Source organism: Streptomyces sp. 6-11-2 (assembly GCF_006540305.1).
GTDB lineage: Bacteria > Actinomycetota > Actinomycetes > Streptomycetales > Streptomycetaceae > Streptomyces.
The window spans coordinates 1,189,670-1,215,673 of record NZ_BJOR01000001.1 but is presented as its reverse complement, the minus strand read 5'-3'; the positions used below and the strand labels follow the sequence as shown (position 1 = coordinate 1,215,673).

The window sequence follows — 26,004 nt, the reverse complement described above, 5'->3', positions numbered from 1 at the left end:
TCCGTCACGGGATGTTCCTACCGATCAGCAAGGGTTTGTCCATATCCTTGTCTGCATTGCGGTCGGGCTCTTGACGGTGCTCTCGGTGAAAACTACGTTCTGGCCACCGGAAGTTTACTTCCGTTCTGTGGAAAACACCGAACGTTCCCCCACTTTCCCCTCCCCGGGAGCCCCCTATGCCTCCTGCTGTGGATGACCGATCGTCCGTGGATACCGGCAACACAGGCAACACAGCCAGTTCCGGCCTGTACACGTACGATCTCGCCCCCACGAAGAAAGAAGGGCGCCGCTGGGGCGCCTACAACGTCTTCACGCTCTGGGCCAACGATGTGCACAGCCTCGGAAACTACGCCTTCGCGATCGGTCTGTTCGCGCTCGGCCTGAACGTGTGGGGCATCCTGGCCGCCTTCGCACTCGCCTCCGTCCTGCTCTTCCTGCTGCTCACCCTGTCCGGGTTCATGGGACACAAGACGGGCGTCCCGTTTCCCGTCATGAGCCGCATCGCCTTCGGCATCAAGGGCGCGAAGATACCGGCCGGCGTCCGCGGCGCCGTCGCCATCGCCTGGTTCGGCATCCAGACCTACCTCGCCTCCGCCGTCCTGAGCGCGCTGCTGGTGGCCCTGTTCCCCGGCCTGAGCCGGCTCCAGGCGCATTCCGTGCTCGGCCAGACCCTGCTCGGCTGGCTCACCTTCATGGCCCTCTGGGTGCTCCAGGTGCTCATCGTGAGCTACGGCATGCAGATGATCCGGCGCTACATGGCCTTCGCCGCGCCCACCACGCTGATCACCATGTCCGCCCTGGCCGCCTGGATGTTCTTCCGGGCCGGCGGATCGATCTCCCTGTCCGACGGCGCCGCGCTCACCGGCGGCGCGATGTGGCTGCACATCTTCCAGGGCGCCGCCCTGTGGGTGGTGATCTACGGCACCTTCGTACTGAACTTCTGCGACTTCACCCGGTCGGCCAGGAGCCGCGCCTCCATCGTCCGCGGCAACGTGATCGGCATCCCGGTGAACATGCTCTTCTTCGCCGTCATCGTGGCGGTGCTCAGCGGCGCGCAGTTCAAGCTCGACGGGCAGATCATCACCAGCCCCACGGACATCGTCCGCACCATCCCGAACATGATCCTGCTGGCCGCGGCCTCGCTCGCCCTCATCGCCCTGACCGTCGCGGTGAACCTGCTGGCCAACTTCGTGGCACCGATCTACGCCCTGGTCAACCTCTTCCCGCACCGGCTGAACTTCCGCCGCGCCGGCCTCGTGAGCGCGATCGCCGGCCTGGTGATCACGCCGTGGAACCTCTACAACAGCCCGATCGCGGTGGAGTACTTCCTCGGCGGACTCGGCGCCCTGCTCGGGCCCCTCTTCGGCGTGATCATGGCGGACTACTGGCTGCTGCGCAGGGCCCGGATCAACGTGCCCGACCTCTACACCGAGGACGCGCAGGGCGAGTACCACTACCGCCGCGGCTACAACCCGCGGGCCGTCTGGGCCTTCGTGCCGTCCGCGGCCATCGCCGTCGTCCTCGCCCTGGTGCCGGTCTTCCACGCCGTGGCCGGCTTCTCCTGGTTCGTCGGCGCCATCCTCGCCGCCGTCTTCTACACGGTCATCGCCGACCGCGGCGCCCTGATCCACGACGTGGACGGCGAGGCCATCGCGGTCGCCGCCGAATGAGCCGCGAACCGGCCACGAACCAGCCGTGGATCAGCCACGAACGAGCCGTCCAGCAGGACCACCCAGAAAGCGAACCATGCGCATCCTCGTCGTGAACGTCAACACCACGCAGTCCATCACCGACTCGATCGGTGAACAGGCGGCGGGTGCGGCGTCCCCCGGCACCGAGATCGTCCCGCTGACCCCGTCCTTCGGAGCGGAGTCCGTGGAGGGCAACTACGAGAGCTACCTCGCCGCCATCGCCGTGATGGAGGCCGTCCGCGCCCATCCCGGACCCTTCGACGCCGTGATCCAGGCCGGATACGGCGAGCACGGCCGCGAGGGCCTTCAGGAGCTGCTCGACGTACCCGTCGTCGACATCACCGAGGCCGCCGCGAGCACCGCCCAGTTCCTCGGCCGCTCCTACTCCGTCGTCACCAGCCTGGACCGCACGGTCCCGCTGATCGAGGAGCGCCTCCACATCGCCGGGCTGAGCGCCCGGTGCGCCTCCGTGCGGGCCAGCGGGCTCGCCGTGCTCGATCTGGAGCGGGACGAGAAGGCCGCCGTCGCCGCGATCGCCGAACAGGCCGCCCGCGCGGTGGAGGAGGACCGGGCTGAGGTGATCTGCCTCGGCTGCGGGGGCATGTCCGGGCTCACCGAGCGCGTCGTCGAGCGCACCGGCGTCCCGGTCGTCGACGGCGTGACCGCCGCCGTGACGATCGCCGAGTCCCTCGTCCGGCTCGGCCTGTCCACCTCCAAGGTGCGCACATACGCGCCGCCGCGGCCCAAGCGCATGGTCAACTGGCCCCCGCGCACGCGTTGACGCAGGTCGCACGAGGCCCGCGCAGGCCGCCGCGACGAGGTCCGCTCCGCCAAGAAGGTCTTGACTCATGAGGTTCGGCCATGAAGACTCCGTCTACAGGAAACTTGTTTCCGCTCTCCGGAATATTGCTTGCCTTGCGGGTGAGTGACAGTGAATAGAGGAACAGCACCAGAGGAGGGGCGTCCGTTGCCCGACGTACAGCTCGTACTGCGCTCCACACGCGTCGTCACCCCCGAGGGCGTGCGCCCCGCGTCCGTCACCGTCGCCGACGGCCGGATCGTGGCGGTGCTGCCGCACGACGCCGAGGTTCCGGCGGGAGCGTGGCTTGAGGACGTCGGTGACGACGCTCTGCTGCCCGGCCTCGTCGACACCCATGTCCATGTGAACGACCCCGGGCGCAGCGACTGGGAGGGCTTCTGGACGGCCACCCGGGCGGCCGCCGCCGGAGGCATCACCACCCTCGTCGACATGCCCCTCAACTCGCTGCCGCCGACGACCACCGTCGACAACCTGCGCGTCAAGCGGGAGGTGGCCCGCAGCAAGGCCCACATCGACGTCGGGTTCTGGGGCGGCGCGCTCCCGGACAACGTCAAGGACCTGCGGCCGCTGCACGACGCGGGCGTCTTCGGCTTCAAGTGCTTCCTGTCCCCGTCCGGGGTCGACGAGTTCCCGGAGCTGAACCACGACCAGCTGACCGCGTCCATGGCGGAGATCGCGGGCTTCGGCGGGCTGCTCATCGTGCACGCGGAGGACCCGCACGAACTCGGGCTCGCCCCCCGGTTGAGCGGTCCGAAGTACGCCGACTTCCTGCAGACCCGCCCCCAGGTCTCCGAGGACAGCGCCATCGACGGGCTCATCGCCCTGGCCCGCCGGCTCGGCGCGCGGGTCCACATCCTGCACCTGTCGTCCTCCGGCGCACTGCCGCTGATCGCCGCCGCCAAGCGCGAGGGCGTTCGCCTCAGCGTCGAGACCTGCCCGCACTACCTCACCCTCACCGCCGAGGAAGTGCCCGACGGGGCCAGCGAGTTCAAGTGCTGCCCGCCGATCCGCGAGGCCGCCAACCAGGACCTGCTGTGGGCCGCGCTCGCCGACGGCACCATCGACTGCGTCGTCACCGACCACTCGCCGTCCACCGTGGACCTCAAGACGGCCGACTTCGCCACCGCCTGGGGCGGCATATCCTCGCTCCAGCTGAGCCTGCCGGCCATCTGGACCGAGGCGGCCCGGCGCGGCCACGGCATCGAGGACGTGGTCCGGTGGATGTCCGAACGCACCGCGAACCTCGCCGGTCTGGACCGCAAGGGCGCCATCGCGCCCGGCCGGGACGCCGACTTCGCGGTCCTGGCCACCGACGAGACCTTCACCGTCGACCCCGCCGCGCTCCAGCACCGCAACCGCATCACCGCGTACGCGGGCAAGACCCTGCGCGGTGTCGTGAAATCCACCTGGCTGCGCGGCGAGCGCATCTACGGCCCTGCGCTCGACGGCCACTTCACCGAACCCACCGGCCGACTTCTGGAAAGGACGAACTGATCACCGTGACGGCGACCCTGAGCTTCACCGGCGACGCGAACCCCTACGGCGGCGGCGACCCGTACGCCGACTTCCGTACGGCCGACTTCCCCTTCACCAGGCACGCCAACCTGGCCGACCGCCGGCTCGGCGCGGGTGTCATCGCCGCCAACGACGAGTTCTTCGCCCAGCGCGAGAACCTGCTGGTGCCCGAGCGGGCCGAGTTCGACCCCGAGGACTTCGGGCACAAGGGCAAGGTCATGGACGGCTGGGAGACCCGCCGCCGGCGCGGCGTCTCGGCCGAGCACCCCTGGCCCACCGAGGACGACCACGACTGGGCGCTGATCCGGCTCGGCGCGCCCGGCGTCGTCCGCGGCATCGTCGTGGACACCGCCCACTTCCGCGGCAACTACCCGCAGGCCGTCTCCGTCGAGGGCACCTCGGTCGACGGCGCCCCCACGCCCGAGGAACTCCTCGCCGACGACGTCAAGTGGACGACCCTCGTCCCGCGCACCGCCGTCGGCGGCCACGCGGACAACGGCTTCGAGGTGAACGCCGAGCAGCGCTTCACGCACCTGCGTCTCAAGCAGCACCCCGACGGCGGCGTCGCGCGCCTGCGGGTGTACGGCGAGGTCGTGCCCGACCCCGCGTGGCTGGCCGCGCTCGGCACCTTCGACGTGGTGGCGCTGGAGAACGGCGGCAGCGTCGTGGACGCCTCCAACCTCTTCTACTCGCCGGCCACCAACACCATCCAGCCGGGCCGTTCCCGCAAGATGGACGACGGCTGGGAGACCCGCCGCCGCCGCGACCAGGGCAACGACTGGATCAGCTACCGTCTCGCCGGGCACACCGAGATCCGCGCCCTGGAGATCGACACCGCCTACCTCAAGGGCAACAGCGCCGGCTGGGCGTCGGTCTCCGTCAAGGACGGGGAGGACGGCGAGTGGACGGAGATCCTGCCGCGCACCCGTCTCCAGCCCGACACCAACCACCGCTTCGTGCTGCCCGCGGCGGCCGTCGGCACGCACGCGCGCGTGGACATCTTCCCGGACGGAGGCATCTCCCGGCTCCGTCTGTTCGGCACGCTGACCGAGCAGGGCGCGGCCGCACTGGCGGCCCGTCACCAGGAACTGGGCGGCTGACCCGTCCGTACCCGCGGGGCGGCCGGCCGTAGCCGTACGGACCGGCACGCCCCGCCCAGCGGGGGCCGATGAGTTCGGGTGCCGATGGGGTTCGGGGCCGGTGGGGTCCGACCGGTGACGAGGGCTTCGGCCGGTTCACGGCCGAGGTCTTCGACCGTGCCGGCGCCTTCCTCCTCGGCCGCCGCACCTACCGCCCCCGGTACGGTTCCGACCTGGATTAACTCCCCGCGAATTCATCGAACTTGACGGTAAATTCCTCGGACTTGTCATTGACATGCCAGTGTCTACGCGCGTCATGATGAGCGCATGAGATTCCCCCCACGCACCACCCGCATCGGCGCTGCCGGCGCCCTCCTGTCCGCCCTCCTGGTCGGTGGCACCGTCGCCGCCGCCCCGGCCGACGCCGCCGCGACCGCGGTCGGCAGCATCTGCTACAGCGCGCTGCCCTCCCAGGCGTACGACACGCTCCGTCTGATCGACAAGGGCGGTCCCTACCCGTACTCCCAGGACGGCTCCGTCTTCCAGAACCGCGAGGGCGTCCTGCCCAAGCAGTCGACCGGGTACTACCACGAGTACACGGTCGTCACCCCGGGCTCGCCCGACCGTGGTGCCCGACGCATAGTCACCGGCCAGAAGACCCGGGAGGACTACTACACCGCGGACCACTACGTCACGTTCAGGCTCGTCAACTTCGGCTGCTGACACACGAGTCCACCGCACGTCCCTCGCCTCGCGGACCCTCCACGCACACCGGCCGCGGGGCGAGCCGCTGCCCGGCTCCGGCCCCGGCCTCGGAAGGGGCCGGTGCCGCGGGCCTTCCTGAGCAGCGTCCACTTCGTCGGGCGGGGGGTGGCCCTCGTGGTCGGCCACCCCGTCCCGGTGCGGTGCGCCCGGCGGCGGTGGGCTGCCCGGACGACCGCTCCCGCGGAACGGGGAGCCGGTGGCGGGCAGGTGCCGGACGGGCCCGGGTCAGGGGCGCAGCACCACGCGCCGGCCGTGGAGTTCGCCCCGTTCCATGCGCTGGTGGATCTCCGCCGCGGCGCTCAGGGGGAGGTACTCCACCGAACGGGGCCGCAGCCCGCCCGAGGCCAGGAGGTCGTTGACGGCGGTCGCCGCCTCGGCCAGTTCCGCGGCTGTGGCGTTGGAGATGGCGAACCCGCGCAGGGATCCGTCCTTCATGTAGAGCGGACCGACCGGAAGGGCCGGCTCGTCGCGGGCCCCGGACAGGACGACGATGCGGCCGCGGTGGGCGAGGAGGCCGACCGCGGTCCTCAGATCGTTGTGTCCCGAGGTGTCGACGTGGACGCCGACGCCGGACGGAGCGAGCCGCGCCAGCCGCGCCGCGAGATCGGGGGCGTGGTAGTCCACGACCTGCGCCGCGCCCAGGGACCGGACGTGCTCGTGGTCACGCGGTGCGGCCGTGGCGAGGACCCGCGCGTACGCCCGGTGCGCGAACTCCACCAGCGCGCCGCCCACGTTGCCGGCCGCGCCACCGACCAGGACCGTCTCACCGGGGCGCAGCCCGCCGTGCGTGAAGAGCGCCAGATGGGCGGTCGCGGCGGGATGGAACACGGCCACCGCCTCCTCCGGGCGCACGCCCGCCGGCAGCCGGTAGAGGCGGTCGGCGGGCACCACGGCCTGTTCGGCGGCCGCTCCCTGCCGGCCGTCGTGGCCCAGGCTGTTGCACCACACCGTCTCGCCGACGGCGAAACCGGAGCCCGCGGACGCCACCGTGCCCACCAGGTCGCGCCCGACCACGAACGGGAACGGCAGCGGTGTGCGGAACAGCCCCGAGCGGACGAAGGTGTCCACCGGGTTGACGGTGGTGGCCAGCACATCCACCAGCACCTCGCCCGGCCCCGGCACGGGAGCGGGCAACTCACCGAAGCGGATGACGTCGGGTGGCCCCAGCTGTTCGACATAGGCGGCACGCACGACCGCCCATTCTCCCACCGCACCGGCCGCGCGTCGCTCGCGGAGCCTGCGGGCGGGCGAGTTCCGGTGGTGGGGTGGGCTGGTGAGCTGGGGGCCGTCAGCGGGCGCGGGCCGTGAGTTCGGTGTGCGGGCGCCGGGCCCGCCACGGTCCGTGCCCGTCAGTGACCCGCCCCATCCCGGTGTGCCCACCGGGGCGGCCGCGCCGCCGGTCGGGCGGGGTCACGGATTGGCCGGTGGCCGCCGGTCGGCCGTGGGGCGGCGGCCGGTCAGGCACCGCTGGCCGTACGGGAGCCGCCGCTCGACAGCGAGACGCTGTTTGGCTGTGCACCGCCGATTGGACGGAGCCACGGGTTGGCCGGAAGCCACCGGCCGGCCGTGCGCCGGCGGTCGGCGGGGAACCTCTGGCCGACGGGGAGCCGCCGGTCGGACGGGAGTTACCGCTCGGCCGGCAGCCACCGGGTGACCGCGCGTCGGCGGTCGGCCCGGCACCCCTGGTCGGGCGGAAGCCGCCGCTGGGCCGGAAGCCGCTGCTGGCCCGGAAGCCGCCGACCGGACGGGAGCCACCCGCTCGACAGGCAGCCGCCGGTCGGACGCGAGTCACCGCTCGGCCGGTACCCGGCGGCCGGTGTGAAAGCCGTCCGGGGCTCCGGGAGTTCAGGCGCCCGGACGGCGGCTCACCGTGGGTGTGGGTCCGTCACCGGTAGACCGCCCGGTCGCCGCCCGGGATCTCCGCCAGGCTCACCGGGCGGTGTTCACGGCGGGAGACCTCACAGGCCTCGGCGATGCGCAGGGCCTGGAGTGCCTCGCGGCCGTCGCACGGGTTGGGGCGCTCACCGTGCAGCACCTGCACGAACGCGGCCAGTTCGGCTTCGTAGGCGGGGCCGAAGCGTTCCAGGAAGTCGGGCCAGGGCTTGTCCGCGGCCGGTGGGCCGGTCGGCTCGGTGGACGCGATCGGCGTGCGGTCGTCGAGGCCGACCACGATCTGGTCCCGCTCCCCGGCCAGTTCCATGCGGACGTCGTAGCCCGCGCCGTTGAGGCGGGTGGCGGTGGCGGTGGCGAGCGTGCCGTCGTCGAGGGTGAGCAGCGCCGCGCCCGTGTCGACGTCGCCCGCCTCGCGGAACATCGTGGGGCCGGCGTCGGACCCGGCCGCGTACACGCTGAGGACCTCGCGGTCCGTCACCCAGCGCAGCATGTCGAAGTCGTGGATCAGGGTGTCCCTGAAAAGCCCGCCGGAGAGCGGAAGCCACTGGGGCGGTGGCGGTGCCTGGTCGGAGGTGAGCGCGCGGACCGTGTGCAGACGGCCGAGGCGCCCGGAGCGCACCGCCTCGCGCGCGCCGGCGTAGCCCGTGTCGAAGCGGCGCTGGAAGCCCATCTGGAGCACCGTGCCGGCGGCTTCGACCTCGGCGAGCGCCTGTAACGTGCCCGGCAGGTCCAGGGCGATCGGTTTCTCGCAGAACACCGGGAGCCCCGACCGTGCCGCCCGGCCGATCAGTTCGGCGTGGGCCGAGGTCGCCGTGGTGATCACGACCGCGTCCACGCCCCAGGTGAAGATCTCGTCCACCCCCGGTGCCGCCGTCTCACCCAGCCGGAGGGCGAGCGACTGTGCCCGCGCCGGATCGGCGTCCGTGAGGATCAATGAGCCGACCTCGCGGTGGCGGCTGAGTGTGTTCGCGTGGATGGTGCCTATGCGGCCCGTACCGATGACCCCGATGCGCATGGGAACAAAGTGAGGGCGGACCCCGGACCGTGTCAATCCGCTTGTCCGGACAATCGGACTTCACGACTTCCCGTCAACCGGCCGCGGAGCTACGCTCGGGCCGTGCCGAAACCAGAAGTGGACCCCACCGTCTCACTCGAACTCCATGTGGACCGGAGTTCCCCGGTACCGCTGTACTTCCAGTTGTCCCAGCAGCTCGAGGCCGCGATCGAACACGGCAGCCTCACCCCCGGCAGCCTGCTGGGCAACGAGATCGAGCTCGCCGCGCGGCTCGGCCTGTCCCGGCCCACCGTCCGCCAGGCCATCCAGTCGCTGGTCGACAAGGGCCTCCTGGTACGTCGCCGCGGTGTCGGCACGCAGGTCGTGCACAGCCGCGTCAAGCGCCCGCTGGAGCTGAGCAGCCTCTACGACGACCTGGAGGCGGCCGGTCAGCGCCCGGCGACGAAGGTCCTGGTCAACACGGTGGTCCCGGCCTCCGCCGAGGTCGCCGCCGCGCTCGGGGTGGCCGAGGGCGAGGAGGTCCACCGCGTCGAACGGCTGCGCCTGACCCACGGCGAGCCGATGGCGTATCTGACCAACTACCTGCCGCCCGGACTGCTCGACCTGGACACCGGTCAGCTGGAGTCCACCGGCCTGTACCGGCTGATGCGCGCCGCCGGGATCACCCTGCACAGCGCTCGCCAGTGCATCGGCGCCCGCGCCGCCTCCTCCGCCGAGGCCGAGCGGCTCACCGAGGCCGAGGGCGCCCCGCTGCTCACCATGCAGCGCACCACCTTCGACGACACCGGCCGCGCGGTGGAGTACGGCACGCACACCTACCGGCCCTCCCGTTACTCCTTCGAGTTCCAGCTCCTCGTACGCCCCTGACCGTGCCCTGCGCCCGCCCGGTGTGATCCAGGCACCCTCCTCATGTCCGGACAATGTGACCGGTCACCACTCCCCGGCCGCGGAACCAGTGGTTCCGGTGTCCGATAATGGAACGTTCGGGGCTGGTGGGATGGTCATCGGCCCCTTGCGTACGTTCGGGCACAGCAAGAAGGGCACGGCCTCGTGGCACGGTTTCCAACCTGGGTAGTCATCGCGCTGACAGGGGCACTGTCCCTGTCGCTGGCGGGGTGCAGCAGCACCGGCGGCAAGCGGGCGGAGGACGCCCGCAAGGCCGCGGCGGCCCAGGGCAGAGCCGCCGTGAACACCCCCCGCTGGACCTTCGCGATGATCACGCACTCCGGGGACGGCGACACGTTCTGGGACATCGTGCAGAGCGGCGCCAAGCAGGCCGCGGTCAAGGACAACATCAACTTCCTGTACTCGCACGACGCCGAGGCCCAGCAGCAGGCCCAGCTCGTGGACGCCGCGGTGGACAAGAAGGTCGACGGCATCATCGTCACCCTCGCCAAGCCCGACGCGCTCAAGGCCGCCGTGGCCCGCGCCGAGAAGGCCGGCATCCCGGTGATCACGGTCAACTCCGGATCCGCGCAGTCCAAGGCGTTCGGCGCCCTTACGCACGTCGGCCAGGACGAGACCGTCGCCGGTGAGGCCGTCGGGCAGGAGCTGACCGAGCGCGGAAGGAAGAAGGTGCTCTGCGTCCTGCACGAGCAGGGCAACGTCGGGCACGAGCAGCGCTGTGCCGGGGTGGCGAAGACCTTCTCCGGCACGGTCGAGAACCTCTACGTCAACGGCACCAACATGCCGGACACGCAGGCCGCGATCGGCGCCAGGCTCCAGGCGGACAGGTCCGTCGACGCGGTCGTCACGCTCGGCGCCCCGTACGCGGACACCGCCGTCAAGGCGAAGGCCGACGCAGGCAGCAGGGCCGAGGTCGACACCTTCGACCTGAACGCCAAGGTCGCCGCCGAGCTCAAGGACGGCACGCTCGGCTTCGCCGTCGACCAGCAGCCCTACCTCCAGGGCTACCAGGCCGTCGACCTGCTCTGGCTCTACAAGTACAACGGCGACGTCCTCGGCGGCGGCCGGCCGGTGCTCACCGGCCCGCAGATCGTCACCAAGGACCAGGCGGCCACGCTGGAGGAGTACACGAAGCGGGGCACCCGATGACCGGGACGACCACGAACCGCCCTGCCGCCCACCCCGAGACCTCCGCTGCCGAAACGTTTCCGCAGAACTCGGCGCTGCGCAGACTGCTCACCCGTCCCGAGCTCGGCTCGGTCGTCGGCGCGATCGCCGTCTTCGTCTTCTTCGCCTGCGCCGCAGACGGCTTCCTGCGCGCCTCCAGCCTCAGCACCGTCCTGTACGCGTCCTCGACCATCGGCATCATGGCGGTTCCGGTCGCGCTGCTGATGATCGGCGGCGAGTTCGACCTGTCGGCGGGCGTGATGGTGACGTCCTCCGCGCTGGTCTCCTCGATGTTCAGCTACCAGATGACCGCGAACGTCTGGGTGGGAGTCGGCGTATCGCTCCTGGTCACTTTGGCGATCGGCGCCTTCAACGGCTTCATGCTGACCCGTACCCGGCTGCCCAGCTTCATCGTCACCCTGGGCACCTTCCTGATGCTGACCGGGATGAACCTCGGCTTCACCAAGCTGATCGACGGCACCGTCTCCACCAAGACGATCGGCGACATGGAGGGCTTCTCCAGCGCGCACGCGGTGTTCGCCTCGACGCTCACCATCGGCGGCGTCGACGTCAAGGTCACCATCCTGTGGTGGCTCGGCCTGGTCGCCCTCGCCTCCTGGATCCTGCTGCGCACCCGCACCGGCAACTGGATCTTCGCGGTCGGCGGCAACAAGGACGCGGCCCGCGCGGTCGGCGTACCGGTCACCGGAACCAAGACCGGCCTCTACATGGGCGTGGGTCTCGGCGCCTGGATCTGCGGGCAGCACCTGCTCTTCTCCTTCGACGCGGTGCAGTCCGGCGAGGGCGTCGGCAACGAGCTGATCTACATCATCGCCGCCGTCATCGGCGGCTGCCTGATCACCGGCGGCTACGGCAGCGCCATCGGCTCGGCGGTCGGCGCCCTCCTGTTCGGCATGACCAGCAAGGGCATCGTCTTCGCCGAGTGGAACCCCGACTGGTTCAAGTTCTTCCTCGGAGCGATGCTGCTCCTCGCGACCCTGCTCAACACCTGGGTCCGCAGGCGGGCGGAGGCCACCAAGTGACGCAGACCGAAGCACGCACGGCACTCGTGGAGCTGTCCGGCGTCAGCAAGCACTACGGCGGTGTCCGCGCCCTGGAGGACGTCGGCCTGGAGGTCCACGCCGGGGAGATCACCTGCGTCCTGGGCGACAACGGCGCCGGCAAGTCGACCCTGATCAAGATCATCGCGGGACTGCACCAGCACGACGAAGGCGTCCTGCGCGTCGACGGCGAGGAGACCCGGCTCACCTCACCGCGCGACGCCCTGGACCGGGGCATCGCCACGGTGTACCAGGACCTGGCGGTCGTGGGCCTCATGCCGGTCTGGCGGAACTTCTTCCTCGGCTCCGAGCCCCGCAAGGGGGCCGGCCCCTTCAAGCGCCTGGACGTCGACCTCATGCGCAGGACGGCGCGGGCCGAACTGCTGCGGATGGGAATCGACCTGCGCGACGTCGACCAGCCCATCGGCACCCTGTCGGGCGGCGAGCGCCAGTGCGTCGCCATCGCGCGCGCGGTGTACCTCGGCGCGAAGGTGCTCGTCCTGGACGAGCCGACCGCGGCGCTCGGCGTGAAGCAGTCGGGCGTGGTGCTGAGGTATGTGGCGGCGGCCCGCGACCAGGGTCTGGGTGTTGTGCTGATCACCCACAACCCGCATCACGCGTACCTTGTAGGTGACCGATTCGTCCTGCTGAGGCGGGGTGCCATGGTCGGTCATCACACTCGGGACGGGATCACCCTGGACGAGCTGACCCGGCAGATGGCGGGCGGCACCGACCTGGACGATCTACGCCATGAGCTGCAAGGGACCTGAGGGCCCGCGGGGTTGTGGCATCATGCCGCTCCGCAGCGCGGACGCGACGACCCCGACACGTCCGCATCCCGTACAAACCGGGCACCGACCCCTCGGTGCCCCGAACGGAACCCTTAACCACCGTGCGGCAGAATCGGGCCCGATGAGCACCTACCGCGACCTCACCGCCCCCATCGGCTCCCGCCGCGCCCCCGTACTGCGCACGGTCGGTACCCGGGAGCGGCGCTCCCACCTGACCGCACCCCGCGTCCCCACGGTGGGCATCGACATCGGCGGCACCAAGGTGATGGCGGGCGTCGTCGACGCCGACGGCAACATCCTGGAGCGGCTCCGCACGGAGACCCCGGACAAGTCCAAGAGCCCGCAGGTCGTCGAGGACACCATCGTCGAACTGGTCCTCGACCTGTCCGACCGGCACGACGTGCACGCGGTCGGCATCGGCGCGGCCGGCTGGGTCGACGCCGACCGCAACCGCGTGCTGTTCGCCCCCCACCTGTCCTGGCGCAACGAACCCCTGCGTGACCGCCTCTCCGAACGCCTGTCCGTGCCGGTCCTGGTGGACAACGACGCCAACGCCGCCGCCTGGGCCGAGTGGCGCTTCGGCGCGGGCCGCGACGAGGACCACCTCGTCATGATCACGCTGGGTACCGGGATCGGCGGCGCGATCCTGGAGGACGGCCAGGTCAAGCGGGGAAAATTCGGTGTCGCGGGCGAGTTCGGGCACATGCAGGTCGTGCCCGGCGGCCACCGCTGCCCGTGCGGCAACCGCGGCTGCTGGGAGCAGTACAGCTCGGGCAACGCCCTGGTGCGCGAGGCGCGTGAGCTGGCCGCGGCCGACTCCCCGGTCGCCTACGGGATCATCGAGCACGTCAAAGGGGACATCGCCGACATCACCGGGCCGATGATCACCGAGCTGGCCCGCGAGGGCGACGCCATGTGCATCGAACTGCTCGAGGACATCGGCCAGTGGCTCGGCGTCGGTATCGCCAACCTGGCCGCCGCCCTCGACCCGTCCTGCTTCGTCATCGGCGGCGGGGTCTCCGCGGCCGACGACCTGCTGATCGGCCCCGCGCGGGACGCGTTCAAACGGCACCTCACCGGCCGCGGCTACCGTCCCGAGGCCCGTATCACCCGCGCCCAGCTCGGTCCCGAGGCCGGCATGGTCGGCGCCGCAGACCTCGCCCGGCTGGTCGCCCGCCGCTTCCGGCGTGCCAAGCGGCGCCGGGTCGAGCGGTACGAGCGCTACGAGCGGTACGCGCAGGCGCGGCGCGCGGCCCGGGAGGCGCTGTGACGATGTCGTTGCCACGCCAGGCGGCGCCCCCGGACGGGCGGCCGCCGCGTGTCGAGGACCGCCGGCACCGCAACCGCCGCAGGACCCTCACCCTGCTGATCATCGGGCTGCTCATCGGCGTCCCGGCCGGTTACCTGGTGATCTCCGCCAACCAGAGCCGCGACAGCGGCAAGGACAAGGAGGCCCGGTACGCGGTGAAGGGCCTCGCGCCCGGCTACCCGTCCAAGGTCCAGCGCCGCCTCTACCAGGTGCCGATCCCGCACCCGGCCGACAAGGTCTCCTACTACGAGACGAACAACTGGAAGACCAGCCGTCTCTACGTCCAGTTCCGGACCACCGAACCGGGCCTCACCTCCTTCCTGGAGGCCATGGGAGTCAACCGGAGCGACCTGAAGGAGGGCGCCGTCACCGTCGGCGCCCGGGACAAGAAGACCACCGGCTGGACCTTCACCAGCACCGGCCCCTGGTGGGGCCTCACCCACGGCCAGAAGAACCCCGCCCCCACGCAGGACGTGGTCGTGAACCTGTCCAACCCGGTCCTGCCGATGGTCTACGTCGTCTCCCGCACCGTCCCCTGATGCCGGCCGTGGCCCGATCCAGGCCGCTGGAGCCGATTGTCGGACCCCGCCCGTACAGTCGGAGACGACTGGGCCGGACTGCGAGCGGGAGGTGACAGAACGTATGAGCGACATGGCTGTCGGAGCGACGGACAGCGCGACGCGCCCGTTGTCCGTGTCCCCCCGCCTCGCCGCCGTCTTCCTCCCCGCCTCCCTTCCGCGCGACAGCCGCATCGCCTTCTGGGACCCGAGCGGCGACGTATGGGCGGGGCGCGACCCCGCCGACGGCAACGGTCGAGCGGCCGACGCCCGCTCGGAGGGCGCCGTACAGGGAGCGACGAGCACGCCCGGGCCGCATCCGGGCGGCGGTGGGCCGGAGCCTGCGGAGCTCACCGTCGTGCGGCGGCACGGGGCGGGGGCCCGGCGCAGGAGCGCGTCCGCGCTGTCGCTGCCGATCGAGGACGCGCTGCCCCACCTCGTACGGGCACGGCACGATCCGGCGGCCCATCCCGCCACGGCATGCTGGGGCGCCGCCGCCCTGCACGCGCTGCGGCTCGTCGCCCGTGGACGGCTGCTGCCCGGCCTGACCGCCACCGGGCACGACGCCTGGCGCGCGGGCCCCCTCGACCCGGACGACATCGCCCACCTGCGCGCGATCGCCGCCGCCCTGCCCTACGAGGGCCACGCGGTCCCGCTGTCCGGTTCCGGACCGCTCCGCCTGCCCGAACCGGAGGCGCTGCTGCGCGCCTTCCTCGACGCGGTCGCCGACACCCTGCCCCGCACCCCGGCCGCACCCCACACCTCCGGGAAACCCTTCGCCGCCCGCGGGCCGCAGCACCTGCCGCACGCCCACGACTGGGCGGCCGAGGTCGCCGCCGGCATGGACGCGGGCGTACGCGTCTCCCTCCGCCTGGATCTGTCCGCGCACAACCTGTTCGACGGCGACGGCGGCAACGGCGACCGGGCCACCCGCAGCGCGGGCGCGGCGATCGTCCAGGTGCACAGCCTCGCCGACCCCACCCTCGTCGCCGACGCGGCGGCCCTGTGGGCGGGCGAGGCGGACACGGCGTTCGGCCCACGCGCACGCGTGGACGCCGCCCTGGCCGTACGGCGCGCGGCCCGCGTCTGGCCCCCGCTGGACCGGCTCTCCGAGCAGGAGGTGCCCGACGTCCTCGCCCTCTCCGAGGGCGAGGTGAGCGAGCTGCTCGGCGTGGCCGCGACCCGGCTCGCCGCGGCAGGCGTCGCCGTGCACTGGCCGCGCGACCTGGCCCAGGACCTCACGGCGACCGCGGTGGTGCGCCCCGCGCCGGGCTCCGCCAAGGACGGCACCGGCTTCTTCGAGGGTGAGGAACTGCTGCGGTTCCGCTGGCAGTTGGCGCTCGGCGGCGATCCGCTCAGCGACGCCGAGATGGACGCGCTCGCCGAGGCCCACCGCCCGGTGGTGCGGCTGCGGGACCGCTGGGTGCTCGTCGACCCGGCCCTCGTCCGCAAGGCCCGCAAGCGCGAACTCGGTCTGCTCGACCCGGTCGACGCGCTCTCCGTCGCCCTCACCGGCACGGCGGAGGTCGACGGCGAGACGGTCGAGGCGGTGCCCGTCGGCGCGCTGGCGACCCTGCGGGACCGGCTCACGGCAGGCGTACGGCCCGCCGAACCGCCGCCGGGCCTCGACGCCACCCTGCGTGACTACCAACTGCGCGGTCTGGGCTGGCTCGACCTCATGACCTCGCTCGGCCTCGGCGGCTGCCTTGCCGACGACATGGGCCTCGGCAAGACGGTCACCGTCATCGCGCTGCACCTCAAGCGGGCGCGCGACGAACCCACCCTGGTGGTCTGCCCGGCCTCCCTGCTGGGCAACTGGCAGCGGGAGATCACCCGGTTCGCCCCCGGCGTCCCCGTCCGCCGCTTCCACGGCCAGGACCGCACCCTGGACGGCCTCGACGGAGGCTTCGCGCTCACCACGTACGGCACGATGCGGTCCGCGGCACCCCTGCTGGCCGAGCAGCCCTGGGGCATGGTCGTCGCCGACGAGGCCCAGCACGTCAAGAACCCGTACTCGGCGACCGCGAAGGCGCTGCGGACGATCCCGTCCCCCGCGCGCGTGGCCCTCACCGGCACGCCCGTGGAGAACAACCTCTCCGAACTGTGGGCCCTGCTCGACTGGACCACCCCCGGGCTCCTCGGCCCGCTGAAGTCCTTCCGTGCCCGGCACGCCCGCGCGGTGGAGACCGGCGGGGCCGAGGACAACGGCGAGGCCGTGCAGCGTCTGGGCCGCCTGGTACGCCCCTTCCTGCTGCGCCGCAGGAAGTCCGACCCCGGCATCGTCCCCGAGCTGCCGCCCAAGACCGAGACGGACCACCCCGTCCCCCTCACCCGCGAACAGGCCGCGCTGTACGAGGCCGTGGTGCGCGAGTCGATGCTCGCCATCGAGACCGCCGAGGGCATGGCCCGGCGCGGGCTGGTCCTGAAGCTGCTGACCTCGCTGAAGCAGATCTGCGACCACCCGGCGCTCTACCTCAAGGAGGAGCACGCCCGTGGCGGCGACAGGTTGGCGGCGCGCTCCGGGAAGCTGGCGCTCCTGGACGAGCTGCTGGACACCCTGCTCGCCGAGGACGGCTCGGCGCTGGTCTTCACCCAGTACGTCGGCATGGCCCGCCTGATCACCTCCCACCTCACCACCCGCGCGGTCCCGGTGGACCTGCTGCACGGCGGTACGCCGGTCCCGGAGCGCGAGCGCATGGTGGACCGCTTCCAGAGCGGCGCGACCCCGGTCCTCGTACTGTCCCTGAAAGCGGCGGGCACGGGCCTGAACCTCACGCGCGCGGGCCACGTCGTCCACTTCGACCGCTGGTGGAACCCGGCGGTCGAGGAGCAGGCCACCGACCGCGCCTATCGCATCGGCCAGACCCAGCCGGTCCAGGTGCACCGCCTGATCACCGAGGGCACCGTGGAGGACCGTATCGCCGAGATGCTCGCCGCCAAGCGCGCCTTGGCCGACGCGATCCTCGGCGCGGGCGAGTCGGCGCTCACGGAGCTGACCGACCGCGAGCTGTCCGACCTGGTCTCGCTGCGGAGGGAGGCCTGATGGACGAGCGCCCCGCCGAGGGAGGCCTGATGGACGAGCGCCCCGCCGACGCGGCACGCCGGGCCCTGCGCGCCGCCCGGGAACAGCAGACCCGGACCCCCGACGGCCCCGCGGACCACCGCAAGCCCGTTCCGGGCGATCCGGCCGGTGCGGGGAACCGTCCCGGGGACGCCGCACGGGACGCCTTGCGGCGCGCGGTGAACGCCCGGCGCGGCGACGGTCCCGCGGACGACGGGGCCACTGTCCAGGACGCGGACACGGATGAGTCGGTGCCTCGGTCGGAGGCGGCCTCCGGCGGTCCGGTGGAGGGCGTCGCGTCGCGGTGGTCGGCTGGGGCGCGTTTTTCGGAGGTCGTGCGGGACGCGGACGTGGATGAGTCGGTGCCTCGGCCGGAGGCGCCCTTCGGCGCTCCGGTGGACGGCGCGGCGCTGCGGTCGGCTGGGGCCCATTTCTCGGAGGCCGTGCCGGAGGTGGACGCGGACGAGTCGGTGCCCCGGTCGGAGGCGGCCTCCGGCGGACCGGCGGATGGCGCCGCGTCGCGGCGGTCGGTTGGGGCCCGCCCCGCGGAGGCCGTGCCCTCGGCGGACGCGGCCGAGTCGGTACCCCGGCCGGAGGTGCCGTTCGGCGCTCCGGTGGACGGCGCCGCGCCACGGCGGCCCGCGGGGGCACGTCCCTCGGAGGCCGCGCGGGAGGCGCTGCGCGGCGCCCTGGCCCGGCGGGCGGCCCGTGCGGAGGCCACGCAGGCGGAGACCAGGGCCGCTCGCCGTCGGACCCCGGCCCCGCGTCGAGCGACGCCGCCGGCGCCCGCCGAGTCCCCGGCCGGAACCGCCGCCGCACACGACGGGGCAGGCACCCACGCCGGCGCGCCCACCGGTCCCTTCCGGACGCCCCCGGCTGCGCCGGGCCACGATGCGAACGCCGGCGGCAACAGCCCGACCGATCAAGGAAGCCCTGAGCCCCGGACGTTCCCGCCCACACCCGTGTCCTCGGGGGAGGACCTCGCTACTGCGGGCCCCCTGGCAGCCATCCCGACCGCCGCTTGGGCTGCCGCATTGCGGGGCGTCCTGACGCCCACTGTTACCTCGGGCGCCCCGGCCGACGGCTCTCCGAGCCGCGCGCCGCAGGACGGCGGCTCTGTCGCCTCCCACGCCGACACGTCGCCCACCCCGTCCGGCGGCTCTCCGAACCGCACGCCGCAGAAGGGCACCCCCGTCGCCCCCTCCGTGGCCACCTCGTCCGCACCCTGTGACAGTCCACCGAACCCCACCCCACAGCCCGGCACTCTGGGTGCCAACCCCGACGCCCTCTCGGTGGGGACGGAGGAGTGGGCCCCGGCAGGCCCTCCGGACGGCGCCTGGGCGGCGATGGGTGAGGGCGCCTCGGAGCGTGCCCCGGACGCCCCCTCAGCCGCACCGCGGCACTGCGCGTCAGCGGGTACCTCGGGCGCCCCCTCGGTGGCGACGGGGGAGGGCGTCCCGGACGGCGTCTCGGCGGGCGCTCCGGACGCCCCCTCAGCCGCGATGCGGGACAGCGCCTCGGCAGGCACTCCGGGCGCCCCCTCAGCCACGACGCGGGACGGCGTCTCAACGGGCGCCCCGGACGCCCCCTGGACAGGCGCCCCGGACGCCCCCTCGGTAGGCACCGCGGACGTCCCCTCGGCAGGCACCCCGGAAGCCCCCTCGGCAGGGAGGCGGGCGTACGGCCGCCAGTCGTCCCCGTCCTCGGCCGGGGCGGGCTCCGGAAGTGCCTCGTTCTCACCGGCGCGGGACGGCGCCGAGCCCCCCGCGCCGCCCCGGGTCCCCCGGACCATGGCTTCCCCCCGCCGGGACGGCGCCGAGCCCCCCGCGCCGCCCCAGGTCCCCCGGACCATGGCTTCCCCCCGCCGGGACGGCGAACTTCGGCGTACCTTTCCGGCGTTCCCGGCGCGGGCGGTGGAAGGGGAGCGGTTCGCCGAGACCTGGTGGGGCGACGCATGGGTCGACGCGCTGGAGGAGGGCGCGCTGGACGTGGCGCGGCTGGCCCGTGGGCGTGGGTACGCGCGGACGGGGCACGTGGACGCCGTCACGGTCACCCCGGGGCTGGTCCTGGCATACGTGCAGGGGAGCCGGCCGCGCCCGTACCGGGTCCAGGTGCGGCTGCGGACGCTGGACGACGCCGACTGGGACCGGTTCCTGGACGCCGTCGCGGAGCGCCCCGGGCACATCGCCGCGCTCCTCGACAAGGAGATGCCCCAGTCGCTCGCCGACTGCGGGGTCCCGCTGCTCCCCGGCCCCGGAGACCTGGAGCCGCACTGCAGCTGCCCCGACCACGGCCACCCCTGCAAACACGCCGCCGCCCTCTGTTACCAGACCGCACGCCTGCTGGACGCGGACCCCTTCGTCCTGCTGCTGCTCCGCGGCCGGGGCGAGCGGGAACTGCTCGACGCCCTGTCCCGGCTGAACGCCACCCGCGCGGCCCGCGCCGCGCAGGAGCGGGAACCGGAGCCGTTCCCGGGCGTGCGCGCGGGCGAGGCACTGGCCGAGCGGCGACGCCCGCCGCTGCCCGCTCCGTTGCCCGCGCCCCCGCACCCGGAGCAGCCCCCGGTGTATCCGGCGGCACCGGGCGGCCCCGACCCGTTCGCCCTGGACCAGCTGGCCACGGACGCCGCCGCCCGCGCCCACGCCCTGCTCACCACCGGCCGCGACCCGGTCGGCGGGCTCACACTGTGGCAGGACGCGGTACGCCTCGCGGCCGCCCGACCCGGCTCCGGACTGACCGCGGCCACCCGCTCCCTGTACGCCTCGCTCGCCTCCGCCACCGGCCGCGGCACGGCCGAACTGGCGCGGGCGGTGGCGGCCTGGCGGCAGGGCGGCCCGGAAGGACTCGCCGTCCTGGAGGAGCCCTGGGACCCGCCGGCCGGCCGCTTCGACCGGGCGCGCCCGCTGCTCCTCGCCGCCGACCTGCCGGCCTTCCGCCCCTGGCGCAACCGGCTCACCCACCCCCGCGGCCACCTCCAGCTCCGCCTGGGCCGGGACGGCCTGTGGTACGCGTACGAATCGGAGCCGGACCGCGACGACTGGTGGCCCCGCGGCACCCCCGACCTCGACCCGGTCGGCGCCCTGACCGGCCTGGGCCCACCGGGCGCCGTCTGACGGCCCCCTGCCGGACCTGTGGGCGTCCTGCCGGACCCCGCAGGACTTGCCGGACCCGAGGGGCGGCCCTGGCGGCCCCTCGGACGAGGCCCCGCCTGGATCTCGTAGGCAGCCCGGTGCCTGCCGGATCCGTGGGCGCTCTGCCGGATCCGTGGGCGGCCTTGCCGGACCCGAGGGGCGGACCTCCGGGGGCCGTCGGCGAGGCCCCGCCTGATCCCGTAGGCAGCCCGGTGCCCGCCGGATCCGTGGGCGTCCTGCCGGACCCCGTGGGCGGCCTTGCCGGACCCGAGGGGCGGACCTGGCGGCCCCTCGGACGAGGCCCCGCCTGATCCCGTCGGCGGCCCGTGCCTGCTCCGTGGATGGCCAGCACCTGCTCCGTGGGCTTCCGCGGACTTCCGTGGCCTAAGGGCCGGCGGTGCGTTGCAGCGCGACCACGGCGGCGTCGTCGGCCAGGCGCCCGCCGACGTGGTCCAGGAGATCGGCCCGCAGGTGATGGACCAGAGCCACCGGGCTGTCCTGCGCCCAGGAGATGGCCCGTGCGGCGAGCGGGTAGAAGACGCCCCCGGGGTCGCGTGCTTCGACCACACCGTCGGTGTAGAGCAGCAGGAGATCCCCGGGCTCCAGCTGGAAGGTGTCCACCCGGTACTCCGGTGTGCCCAGCTCGCCCAGGCCCAGCGGCGGAGCGGGAGCGCTGGGGCGCAGCGTGACGGCCTGCCGGCCGCGCAGCAGCAACGGCGGCGGGTGCCCGCAGGTCACCATCTGCGCCTGCGGCAGCGCGTCGGGGATGTCGATGATCGCGGCCGTGATGAAGCATTCTCCCTCCTGGCCCGGCTCGGTGGGCTCGGCCAGGTTCCAGCACACACTGCGCTCCAGGTAGGCCATCAGCTCGGGCAGGGCCGCCTTCCGGTGCGCGGCCTCCCGGAACGCGCCCAGCAGCAGCGAGGCGTCGCCCATCGCGGTCAGGCCCTTGCCCATCACATCGCCGATGATCAGCCGCGTGCCGGTCGGGGTGCGGACGGCCGCGTACAGGTCGCCGCCGATCAGCGCCTCCTCCTGAGCCGCCAGGTACACCGACGCCACCCGCAGCGGCCCGATGCGCCTGGGCAAGGGCCTGAGCACCACTCGCTGCGCGGCCTCCGACACTCTGCGTACCTGCTCCAGCTCGCGGTTGTGCCGCTCGCGCAGATAGCGGAACACCGTCACGACCACCGAGACCACGACCAGGGAGATGATCTGCGCGCCGACGCTCTCCGTGGTCAGCAGGCGGAACCCCGCGCCGACGCCGAGCAGGGCCCCCACGGCGATGGCGCCGACCAGAGCGGTGACGAAGGGACTGGCGAAGGACGCGGTGATCGCGGGTGCCACGATCAGCAGCGGCCCCAGCGGCACATGGGGCCCGGTCAGAATGTCGGCGACGAGGATGGCGGCGATCAGACCGAGCGGCACCGCGAGCAGAGCGTCGCTGGCCTGCCACGAGTGGAAGCGGTGCGAGATCCGCCGCCCTGGACGCATGCTTCCTGCTTACACCCCCCACTCGGACGCGGCAGCCCGGACGGTCCGGCCCATCCGCTCCTCGGGGGTCGCGGCGGCCGGCCGCAGGAAGGCGCCGTCGGCCAGCCGGCGAAAGCGACAGGCGTTGCACACCTCTGAGGAGAGACCGTCACTTCCCGCTGAAGCCGAGAAGGAGAGGATCTTCGCGAAGTCACCACAACCTGGGGCGGCTTGCGAGGGGCTCCGACCCAAGCACGTGAGAATTTGTGTGATGTGAGAGCGTGCAGGGCGTGAGTGACACACCGACGAACACCCTGCAATACCGCTTCGACGGGCGGGAAGACGCCCCAGTCCTGATCTTGGGTCCCTCACTGGGTACGACCTGGCACATGTGGGACCGGCAGGTCCCGGAGCTGACGAAGCAGTGGCGTGTCTTCCGGTTCGACCTGCCGGGACACGGCGGAGCGCCCGCGCACCCCGCCGACTCGGTCTCCGACCTGGTCACCCGGCTGCTGGCCACCCTGGACGGACTGGGCGTACAGCGCTTCGGCTACGCCGGGTGCGCGCTCGGCGGCGCGATCGGCGTCGAACTGGCGCTGCGCCACCCGGAGCGCCTCGCCTCCCTCGCCCTGATCGCCACATCGCCGCGGTTCGGCACTCCCGACGAGTTCCGGCAGCGCGGGGTGATCGTGCGGACGAACGGTCTCGACCCGATCGCCCGCACCTCCCCGGAACGCTGGTTCACCAGCGGTTTCGCCGCCGCGCAGCCCGCGATCACCGACTGGGCCGTGCAGATGGTGCGCACCACCGACCCCGGCTGCTACATCGCCGCCTGCGAGGCGCTGGCCGTCTTCGACGCCCGCGCCGACCTCGGCCGCATCGGCGTGCCCACGCTGGTCCTGGTCGGCTCCGACGACCAGGTCACCGGCCCCGCCGAGGCACGCACCCTGGTCGCCGGCATCCGCGACGCGCGCCTGGCCGTCGTGCCCGGCGCCTCCCACCTGGTGCCGGTGGAGCAGCCCGTCGCCGTGACCGACCTGCTGGTCCGGCACTTCTCCACCGCCTGGCACCCCGGATACGACTCGACCACGGGACACATGGCGATCGTCCGGCCCCCGGTCAAGCCGGTGCTCGCCGCGCCCCCGCAGGTCTCGCCCATCGCCGAGATCGCCCCGGCGCCCGTACCGGCGCAGGTGGCGGGCGGGCCGGACCGGTACGACATCGGTCTGAAGATCCGCCGCGAGGTGCTGGGCGACGCGCACGTGGACGGGGCGCTCGCCGAGGCGGAGGACTTCTCCGGCGACTTCCAGGAGTTCCTGACCCGCTACGCCTGGGGCGAGATCTGGGACCGGCCCGGCCTGGACCGGCGCACCCGCAGCAGCGTCGCCCTCACCGCCCTGGTCGCGGGCGGCCACCTCCAGGACCTCGCCGCCCACACCCGGGCCGCCCTGCGCAACGGACTGACCCCGGACGAGATCAAGGAGGTGCTGCTGCAGACCGCGGTGTACTGCGGGATTCCCGCGGCGGGCGCCGCCTTCGGGATCGCCCAGCAGGTCATACGCGAGGAGACGACGCTCACGGAGTGACCCCGGCGTGACCTCCGGCCGGGCGCCGCCACCGGGAACCACCCGCGCGCCCGGCGCGCGGGTGGTCCAGGCTGGGGAGCATGAGACTCACGAAGAAGGCGCACGCCTGCGTTCGTCTGGAGAAGGACGGGCGGACGCTCGTCATCGATCCCGGCGGGTTCAGCGAGCAGGACGCCGCGTCCGGCGCGGACGCGATCCTGGTCACCCACGAGCACGCCGACCATTTCGACGAGGGGCGTCTGCGCGCCGCCCTGGAGTCCCGCCCCGGCGCCGAGATCTGGACCCTGAAGTCCGTCGCGGAGCAGATCGCCGCCGCCTTCCCGGGCCGCGTCCACACCGTCGGCCACGGCGACACCTTCACCGCCGCGGGCTTCGACGTGCAGGTCCACGGCGAGCTGCACGCGGTGATCCACCCGGACATCCCGCGCATCACCAACGTCGGCTACCTCGTCGACGGCGGCCGGGTCTTCCACCCGGGCGACGCGCTCACCGTGCCGGACGTCCCGGTCGAGACGCTGATGCTGCCGGTGATGGCGCCATGGAACAAGATCTCCGAGGTGATCGACTACGTCCGCGAGGTCGGGCCGCAGCGCGCCTACGACATCCACGACGCCCTCCTGACCGATCTGGCCCGCCCGATCTACGACCGGCAGATCGGCGCCCTGGGCGGTGCGGAGCACCTGCGGCTGACGCCGGGCGCGTCGGCGGAGGTCTGAGCCGGGCCCGGAGCCGGGCGGAGGGCGTTGTCAGCGGTGCCCGGTAGGTTGTGAGGCATGCGCATCGCGACCTGGAACGTGAACTCGATCACCGCCCGTCTGCCCAGGCTGCTGGCCTGGCTGGAGAGCAGCGGCACGGACGTGCTGTGCCTCCAGGAGGCCAAGGTCGCCGAGGACCAGTTCCCCTTCGACCAGCTGCGCGAACTGGGCTACGAGGCGGCGGTCCACGCGACCGGACGGTGGAACGGCGTGGCGGTGCTCTCCCGCGTCGGGCTCGAGGACGTGGTCCGCGGCCTGCCCGGCGGCCCCGGCTACGAGGGCGTGGAGGAGCCCCGCGCCATCTCGGCGACCTGCGGCCCGGTCCGCGTCTGGTCGGTGTACGTGCCCAACGGCCGTGAGGTGGACCACCCCCACTACGCCTACAAGATCCAGTGGTTCGAGGCACTCAGGGCGGCCGTCGCCGGCGACGCGGGCGGCAGCCGCCCCTTCGCCGTCCTCGGCGACTACAACGTCGCGCCGACGGACGACGACGTCTACGACCGCGCCGCCTTCGAGGGCGCCACCCACGTCACCCCGGCCGAGCGCGCCGCCCTGACCGCCCTGCGCGAGGTGGGCCTCTCGGACGTGGTCCCCCGGCCCCTGAAGTACGACCACCCCTACACGTACTGGGACTACCGCCAGCTCTGCTTCCCCAAGAACCGCGGCATGCGCATCGACCTGGTGTACGCCAACGAGCCCTTCGCGAAGGCGGTCACCGACTCCTACGTCGACCGCGAGGAGCGCAAGGGCAAGGGCGCGTCCGACCACGCCCCGGTGGTGGTGGACCTCGACGTCTAGTGCCGTGGCCGGAAAGGTTGCCGGGCGTCGCGGGCCGGTGAACCTTTCCGGTCACAGCATGGGGTCTTTCCTTCGGATCAGGCCGGATCAGGCCGGATCAGGCCGGATCAGGGCGCGGTGCCAGGGCCCGCGCGCCTGTGGTGCGACCGGCGGTGCGGATGTCACCCTGGGGCCATGGACATCCCTTTCCTCGGCAGGTGGCGCAAGAGGCAGGACTCGTCCGTCGGTGCCGTGGTGTTCCCCGAGGGATCCGAGGGCCGGGCGGGCCTCGCCCAACTCCTCTCCGAGTGCGAGCTGTTGCGTTCCCAGGTGTCCGGGGCGGGCCTCCGGCTCGACGACTCCGCCGCCTCCCTTGAGGCACTGGACCAGTTGCTGCCGCGCTGGCGCGACGACGAGGACACCCTGACCTGGCTCGGCAACGACGCCGGGCTGTACCTGGGCACGGTCGTCGTGCGGACCGTGCCCGGCGCGGGCTGGGAGATCGGGCCGGGCGGCCGGCCGGTCGTCAGGCTGGCCTCCGGACGCGAGATCGACGTGGTGACCGCCGGCCACGACTGGGCCGGCTCCGGGGTGCCCGAACTCTCCCAGCTGTACGCGGAGATCGCGGAGGTGTGAGCGCCGCAGGAGCGTG

At 72.9% G+C, this 26,004-nt stretch carries 20 protein-coding genes; 17 read left to right on the top strand and 3 right to left on the bottom strand.

What is annotated here, in order from left to right; all coding sequences use genetic code 11:
• The first annotated feature begins 176 nt into the window (after positions 1-176).
• The 5 genes from TNCT6_RS04890 (at position 177) to TNCT6_RS04865 (ending at position 5,828) form a co-directional block, all read left to right on the top strand.
• Positions 177-1,670 carry an NCS1 family nucleobase:cation symporter-1 gene (locus TNCT6_RS04890; RefSeq protein ID WP_141356921.1) on the top strand — a complete coding sequence of 498 codons (1,494 nt, stop codon included), beginning with the start codon at positions 177-179 and terminating at the stop codon, positions 1,668-1,670.
• A 76-nt stretch (positions 1,671-1,746) separates the two neighbouring features.
• Positions 1,747-2,472 (top strand): aspartate/glutamate racemase family protein, encoded by a 726-nt coding sequence (locus tag TNCT6_RS04885; RefSeq protein ID WP_141356920.1) that lies wholly within the window; start codon positions 1,747-1,749, stop codon positions 2,470-2,472.
• A 186-nt stretch (positions 2,473-2,658) separates the two neighbouring features.
• On the top strand, positions 2,659-4,005 hold the full coding sequence (gene allB, locus TNCT6_RS04880) for an allantoinase AllB (protein ID WP_141356919.1): 1,347 nt from the start codon (positions 2,659-2,661) through the stop codon (positions 4,003-4,005).
• Positions 4,006-4,010: 5 nt separating this feature from the next.
• Positions 4,011-5,126: an allantoicase gene (alc, locus tag TNCT6_RS04875; protein WP_141356918.1), complete on the top strand. Its 1,116-nt coding sequence runs from the start codon at positions 4,011-4,013 to the stop codon at positions 5,124-5,126.
• Between the two features lie 306 nt (positions 5,127-5,432).
• Entirely contained in the window at positions 5,433-5,828 is a 396-nt protein-coding gene (locus TNCT6_RS04865; RefSeq protein WP_141356917.1) for a ribonuclease domain-containing protein, read from the top strand.
• A gap of 267 nt (positions 5,829-6,095) precedes the next feature.
• On the opposite strand, the gene TNCT6_RS04860 is transcribed toward TNCT6_RS04865, so the two are convergent.
• Positions 6,096-7,061: an NADPH:quinone reductase gene (locus TNCT6_RS04860; protein WP_141356916.1), complete on the bottom strand. Its 966-nt coding sequence runs from the start codon at positions 7,059-7,061 to the stop codon at positions 6,096-6,098.
• 694 nt (positions 7,062-7,755) lie between these two features.
• A complete protein-coding gene (locus TNCT6_RS04855) occupies positions 7,756-8,778 on the bottom strand; it encodes a Gfo/Idh/MocA family oxidoreductase (RefSeq protein ID WP_141356914.1) in 1,023 nt (340 codons plus the stop codon).
• 117 nt (positions 8,779-8,895) lie between these two features.
• Between TNCT6_RS04855 and TNCT6_RS04850 the strand changes: the two genes are divergently transcribed.
• The 8 genes from TNCT6_RS04850 to TNCT6_RS04815 all read left to right on the top strand — a co-directional run bounded on the left by TNCT6_RS04850 (position 8,896) and on the right by TNCT6_RS04815 (position 20,743).
• A complete protein-coding gene (locus TNCT6_RS04850; RefSeq protein WP_141366108.1) occupies positions 8,896-9,645 on the top strand; it encodes a GntR family transcriptional regulator in 750 nt (249 codons plus the stop codon).
• A 183-nt stretch (positions 9,646-9,828) separates the two neighbouring features.
• The gene (locus TNCT6_RS04845; RefSeq protein WP_141356913.1) at positions 9,829-10,833 is read left to right on the top strand and encodes a sugar ABC transporter substrate-binding protein; all 1,005 of its coding nucleotides are present in this window, start codon (positions 9,829-9,831) and stop codon (positions 10,831-10,833) included.
• Positions 10,830-11,894 carry an ABC transporter permease gene (locus TNCT6_RS04840; protein ID WP_253266027.1) on the top strand — a complete coding sequence of 355 codons (1,065 nt, stop codon included), beginning with the start codon at positions 10,830-10,832 and terminating at the stop codon, positions 11,892-11,894. Before TNCT6_RS04845 ends, TNCT6_RS04840 begins: the two co-directional genes overlap by 4 nt.
• Entirely contained in the window at positions 11,891-12,682 is a 792-nt protein-coding gene (locus tag TNCT6_RS04835) for an ATP-binding cassette domain-containing protein (RefSeq protein WP_141356911.1), read from the top strand. The genes TNCT6_RS04840 and TNCT6_RS04835 overlap by 4 nt, the downstream gene beginning before the upstream one ends.
• Before the next feature lie 142 nt (positions 12,683-12,824).
• Positions 12,825-13,973 carry an ROK family glucokinase gene (locus TNCT6_RS04830; RefSeq protein WP_141356909.1) on the top strand — a complete coding sequence of 383 codons (1,149 nt, stop codon included), beginning with the start codon at positions 12,825-12,827 and terminating at the stop codon, positions 13,971-13,973.
• Positions 13,970-14,551 carry a sugar kinase gene (locus tag TNCT6_RS04825; RefSeq protein WP_141356907.1) on the top strand — a complete coding sequence of 194 codons (582 nt, stop codon included), beginning with the start codon at positions 13,970-13,972 and terminating at the stop codon, positions 14,549-14,551. The genes TNCT6_RS04830 and TNCT6_RS04825 overlap by 4 nt, the downstream gene beginning before the upstream one ends.
• Before the next feature lie 103 nt (positions 14,552-14,654).
• Entirely contained in the window at positions 14,655-17,612 is a 2,958-nt protein-coding gene (locus tag TNCT6_RS04820) for a DEAD/DEAH box helicase (RefSeq protein WP_373996149.1), read from the top strand.
• 1,223 nt (positions 17,613-18,835) lie between these two features.
• The gene (locus TNCT6_RS04815) at positions 18,836-20,743 is read left to right on the top strand and encodes an SWIM zinc finger family protein (RefSeq protein WP_373996235.1); all 1,908 of its coding nucleotides are present in this window, start codon (positions 18,836-18,838) and stop codon (positions 20,741-20,743) included.
• A gap of 402 nt (positions 20,744-21,145) precedes the next feature.
• On the opposite strand, the gene TNCT6_RS04810 is transcribed toward TNCT6_RS04815, so the two are convergent.
• Positions 21,146-22,255 carry a PP2C family protein-serine/threonine phosphatase gene (locus tag TNCT6_RS04810; protein ID WP_141356905.1) on the bottom strand — a complete coding sequence of 370 codons (1,110 nt, stop codon included), beginning with the start codon at positions 22,253-22,255 and terminating at the stop codon, positions 21,146-21,148.
• Between the two features lie 269 nt (positions 22,256-22,524).
• Between TNCT6_RS04810 and TNCT6_RS04805 the strand changes: the two genes are divergently transcribed.
• The 4 genes from TNCT6_RS04805 to TNCT6_RS04790 all read left to right on the top strand — a co-directional run bounded on the left by TNCT6_RS04805 (position 22,525) and on the right by TNCT6_RS04790 (position 25,988).
• Positions 22,525-23,820 carry an alpha/beta fold hydrolase gene (locus TNCT6_RS04805; RefSeq protein ID WP_141356903.1) on the top strand — a complete coding sequence of 432 codons (1,296 nt, stop codon included), beginning with the start codon at positions 22,525-22,527 and terminating at the stop codon, positions 23,818-23,820.
• 80 nt (positions 23,821-23,900) lie between these two features.
• A complete protein-coding gene (locus TNCT6_RS04800) occupies positions 23,901-24,536 on the top strand; it encodes an MBL fold metallo-hydrolase (RefSeq protein ID WP_141356901.1) in 636 nt (211 codons plus the stop codon).
• A 57-nt stretch (positions 24,537-24,593) separates the two neighbouring features.
• Positions 24,594-25,373 carry an exodeoxyribonuclease III gene (locus TNCT6_RS04795; protein WP_141356899.1) on the top strand — a complete coding sequence of 260 codons (780 nt, stop codon included), beginning with the start codon at positions 24,594-24,596 and terminating at the stop codon, positions 25,371-25,373.
• Positions 25,374-25,547: 174 nt separating this feature from the next.
• Positions 25,548-25,988, top strand: coding sequence for a DUF6278 family protein (locus TNCT6_RS04790; protein ID WP_141356897.1), 441 nt, complete (start codon positions 25,548-25,550; stop codon positions 25,986-25,988).
• Positions 25,989-26,004: the final 16 nt, after the last annotated feature.

What these genes read in the sequence shown, in the direction of transcription:
- TNCT6_RS04890 (WP_141356921.1), top strand. Translation starts at nt 177, where the DNA reads ATGCCTCCTGCTGTGGATGACCGATCGTCCGTGGATACCGGCAACACA.
- TNCT6_RS04885 (WP_141356920.1), top strand. Translation starts at nt 1,747, where the DNA reads ATGCGCATCCTCGTCGTGAACGTCAACACCACGCAGTCCATCACCGAC.
- TNCT6_RS04865 (WP_141356917.1), top strand. Translation starts at nt 5,433, where the DNA reads ATGAGATTCCCCCCACGCACCACCCGCATCGGCGCTGCCGGCGCCCTC.
- TNCT6_RS04855 (WP_141356914.1), bottom strand. Translation starts at nt 8,778, where the DNA reads ATGCGCATCGGGGTCATCGGTACGGGCCGCATAGGCACCATCCACGCG.
- TNCT6_RS04840 (WP_253266027.1), top strand. Translation starts at nt 10,830, where the DNA reads ATGACCGGGACGACCACGAACCGCCCTGCCGCCCACCCCGAGACCTCC.
- TNCT6_RS04830 (WP_141356909.1), top strand. Translation starts at nt 12,825, where the DNA reads ATGAGCACCTACCGCGACCTCACCGCCCCCATCGGCTCCCGCCGCGCC.
- TNCT6_RS04820 (WP_373996149.1), top strand. Translation starts at nt 14,655, where the DNA reads ATGAGCGACATGGCTGTCGGAGCGACGGACAGCGCGACGCGCCCGTTG.
- TNCT6_RS04810 (WP_141356905.1), bottom strand. Translation starts at nt 22,255, where the DNA reads ATGCGTCCAGGGCGGCGGATCTCGCACCGCTTCCACTCGTGGCAGGCC.
- TNCT6_RS04800 (WP_141356901.1), top strand. Translation starts at nt 23,901, where the DNA reads ATGAGACTCACGAAGAAGGCGCACGCCTGCGTTCGTCTGGAGAAGGAC.
- TNCT6_RS04795 (WP_141356899.1), top strand. Translation starts at nt 24,594, where the DNA reads ATGCGCATCGCGACCTGGAACGTGAACTCGATCACCGCCCGTCTGCCC.
- TNCT6_RS04790 (WP_141356897.1), top strand. Translation starts at nt 25,548, where the DNA reads ATGGACATCCCTTTCCTCGGCAGGTGGCGCAAGAGGCAGGACTCGTCC.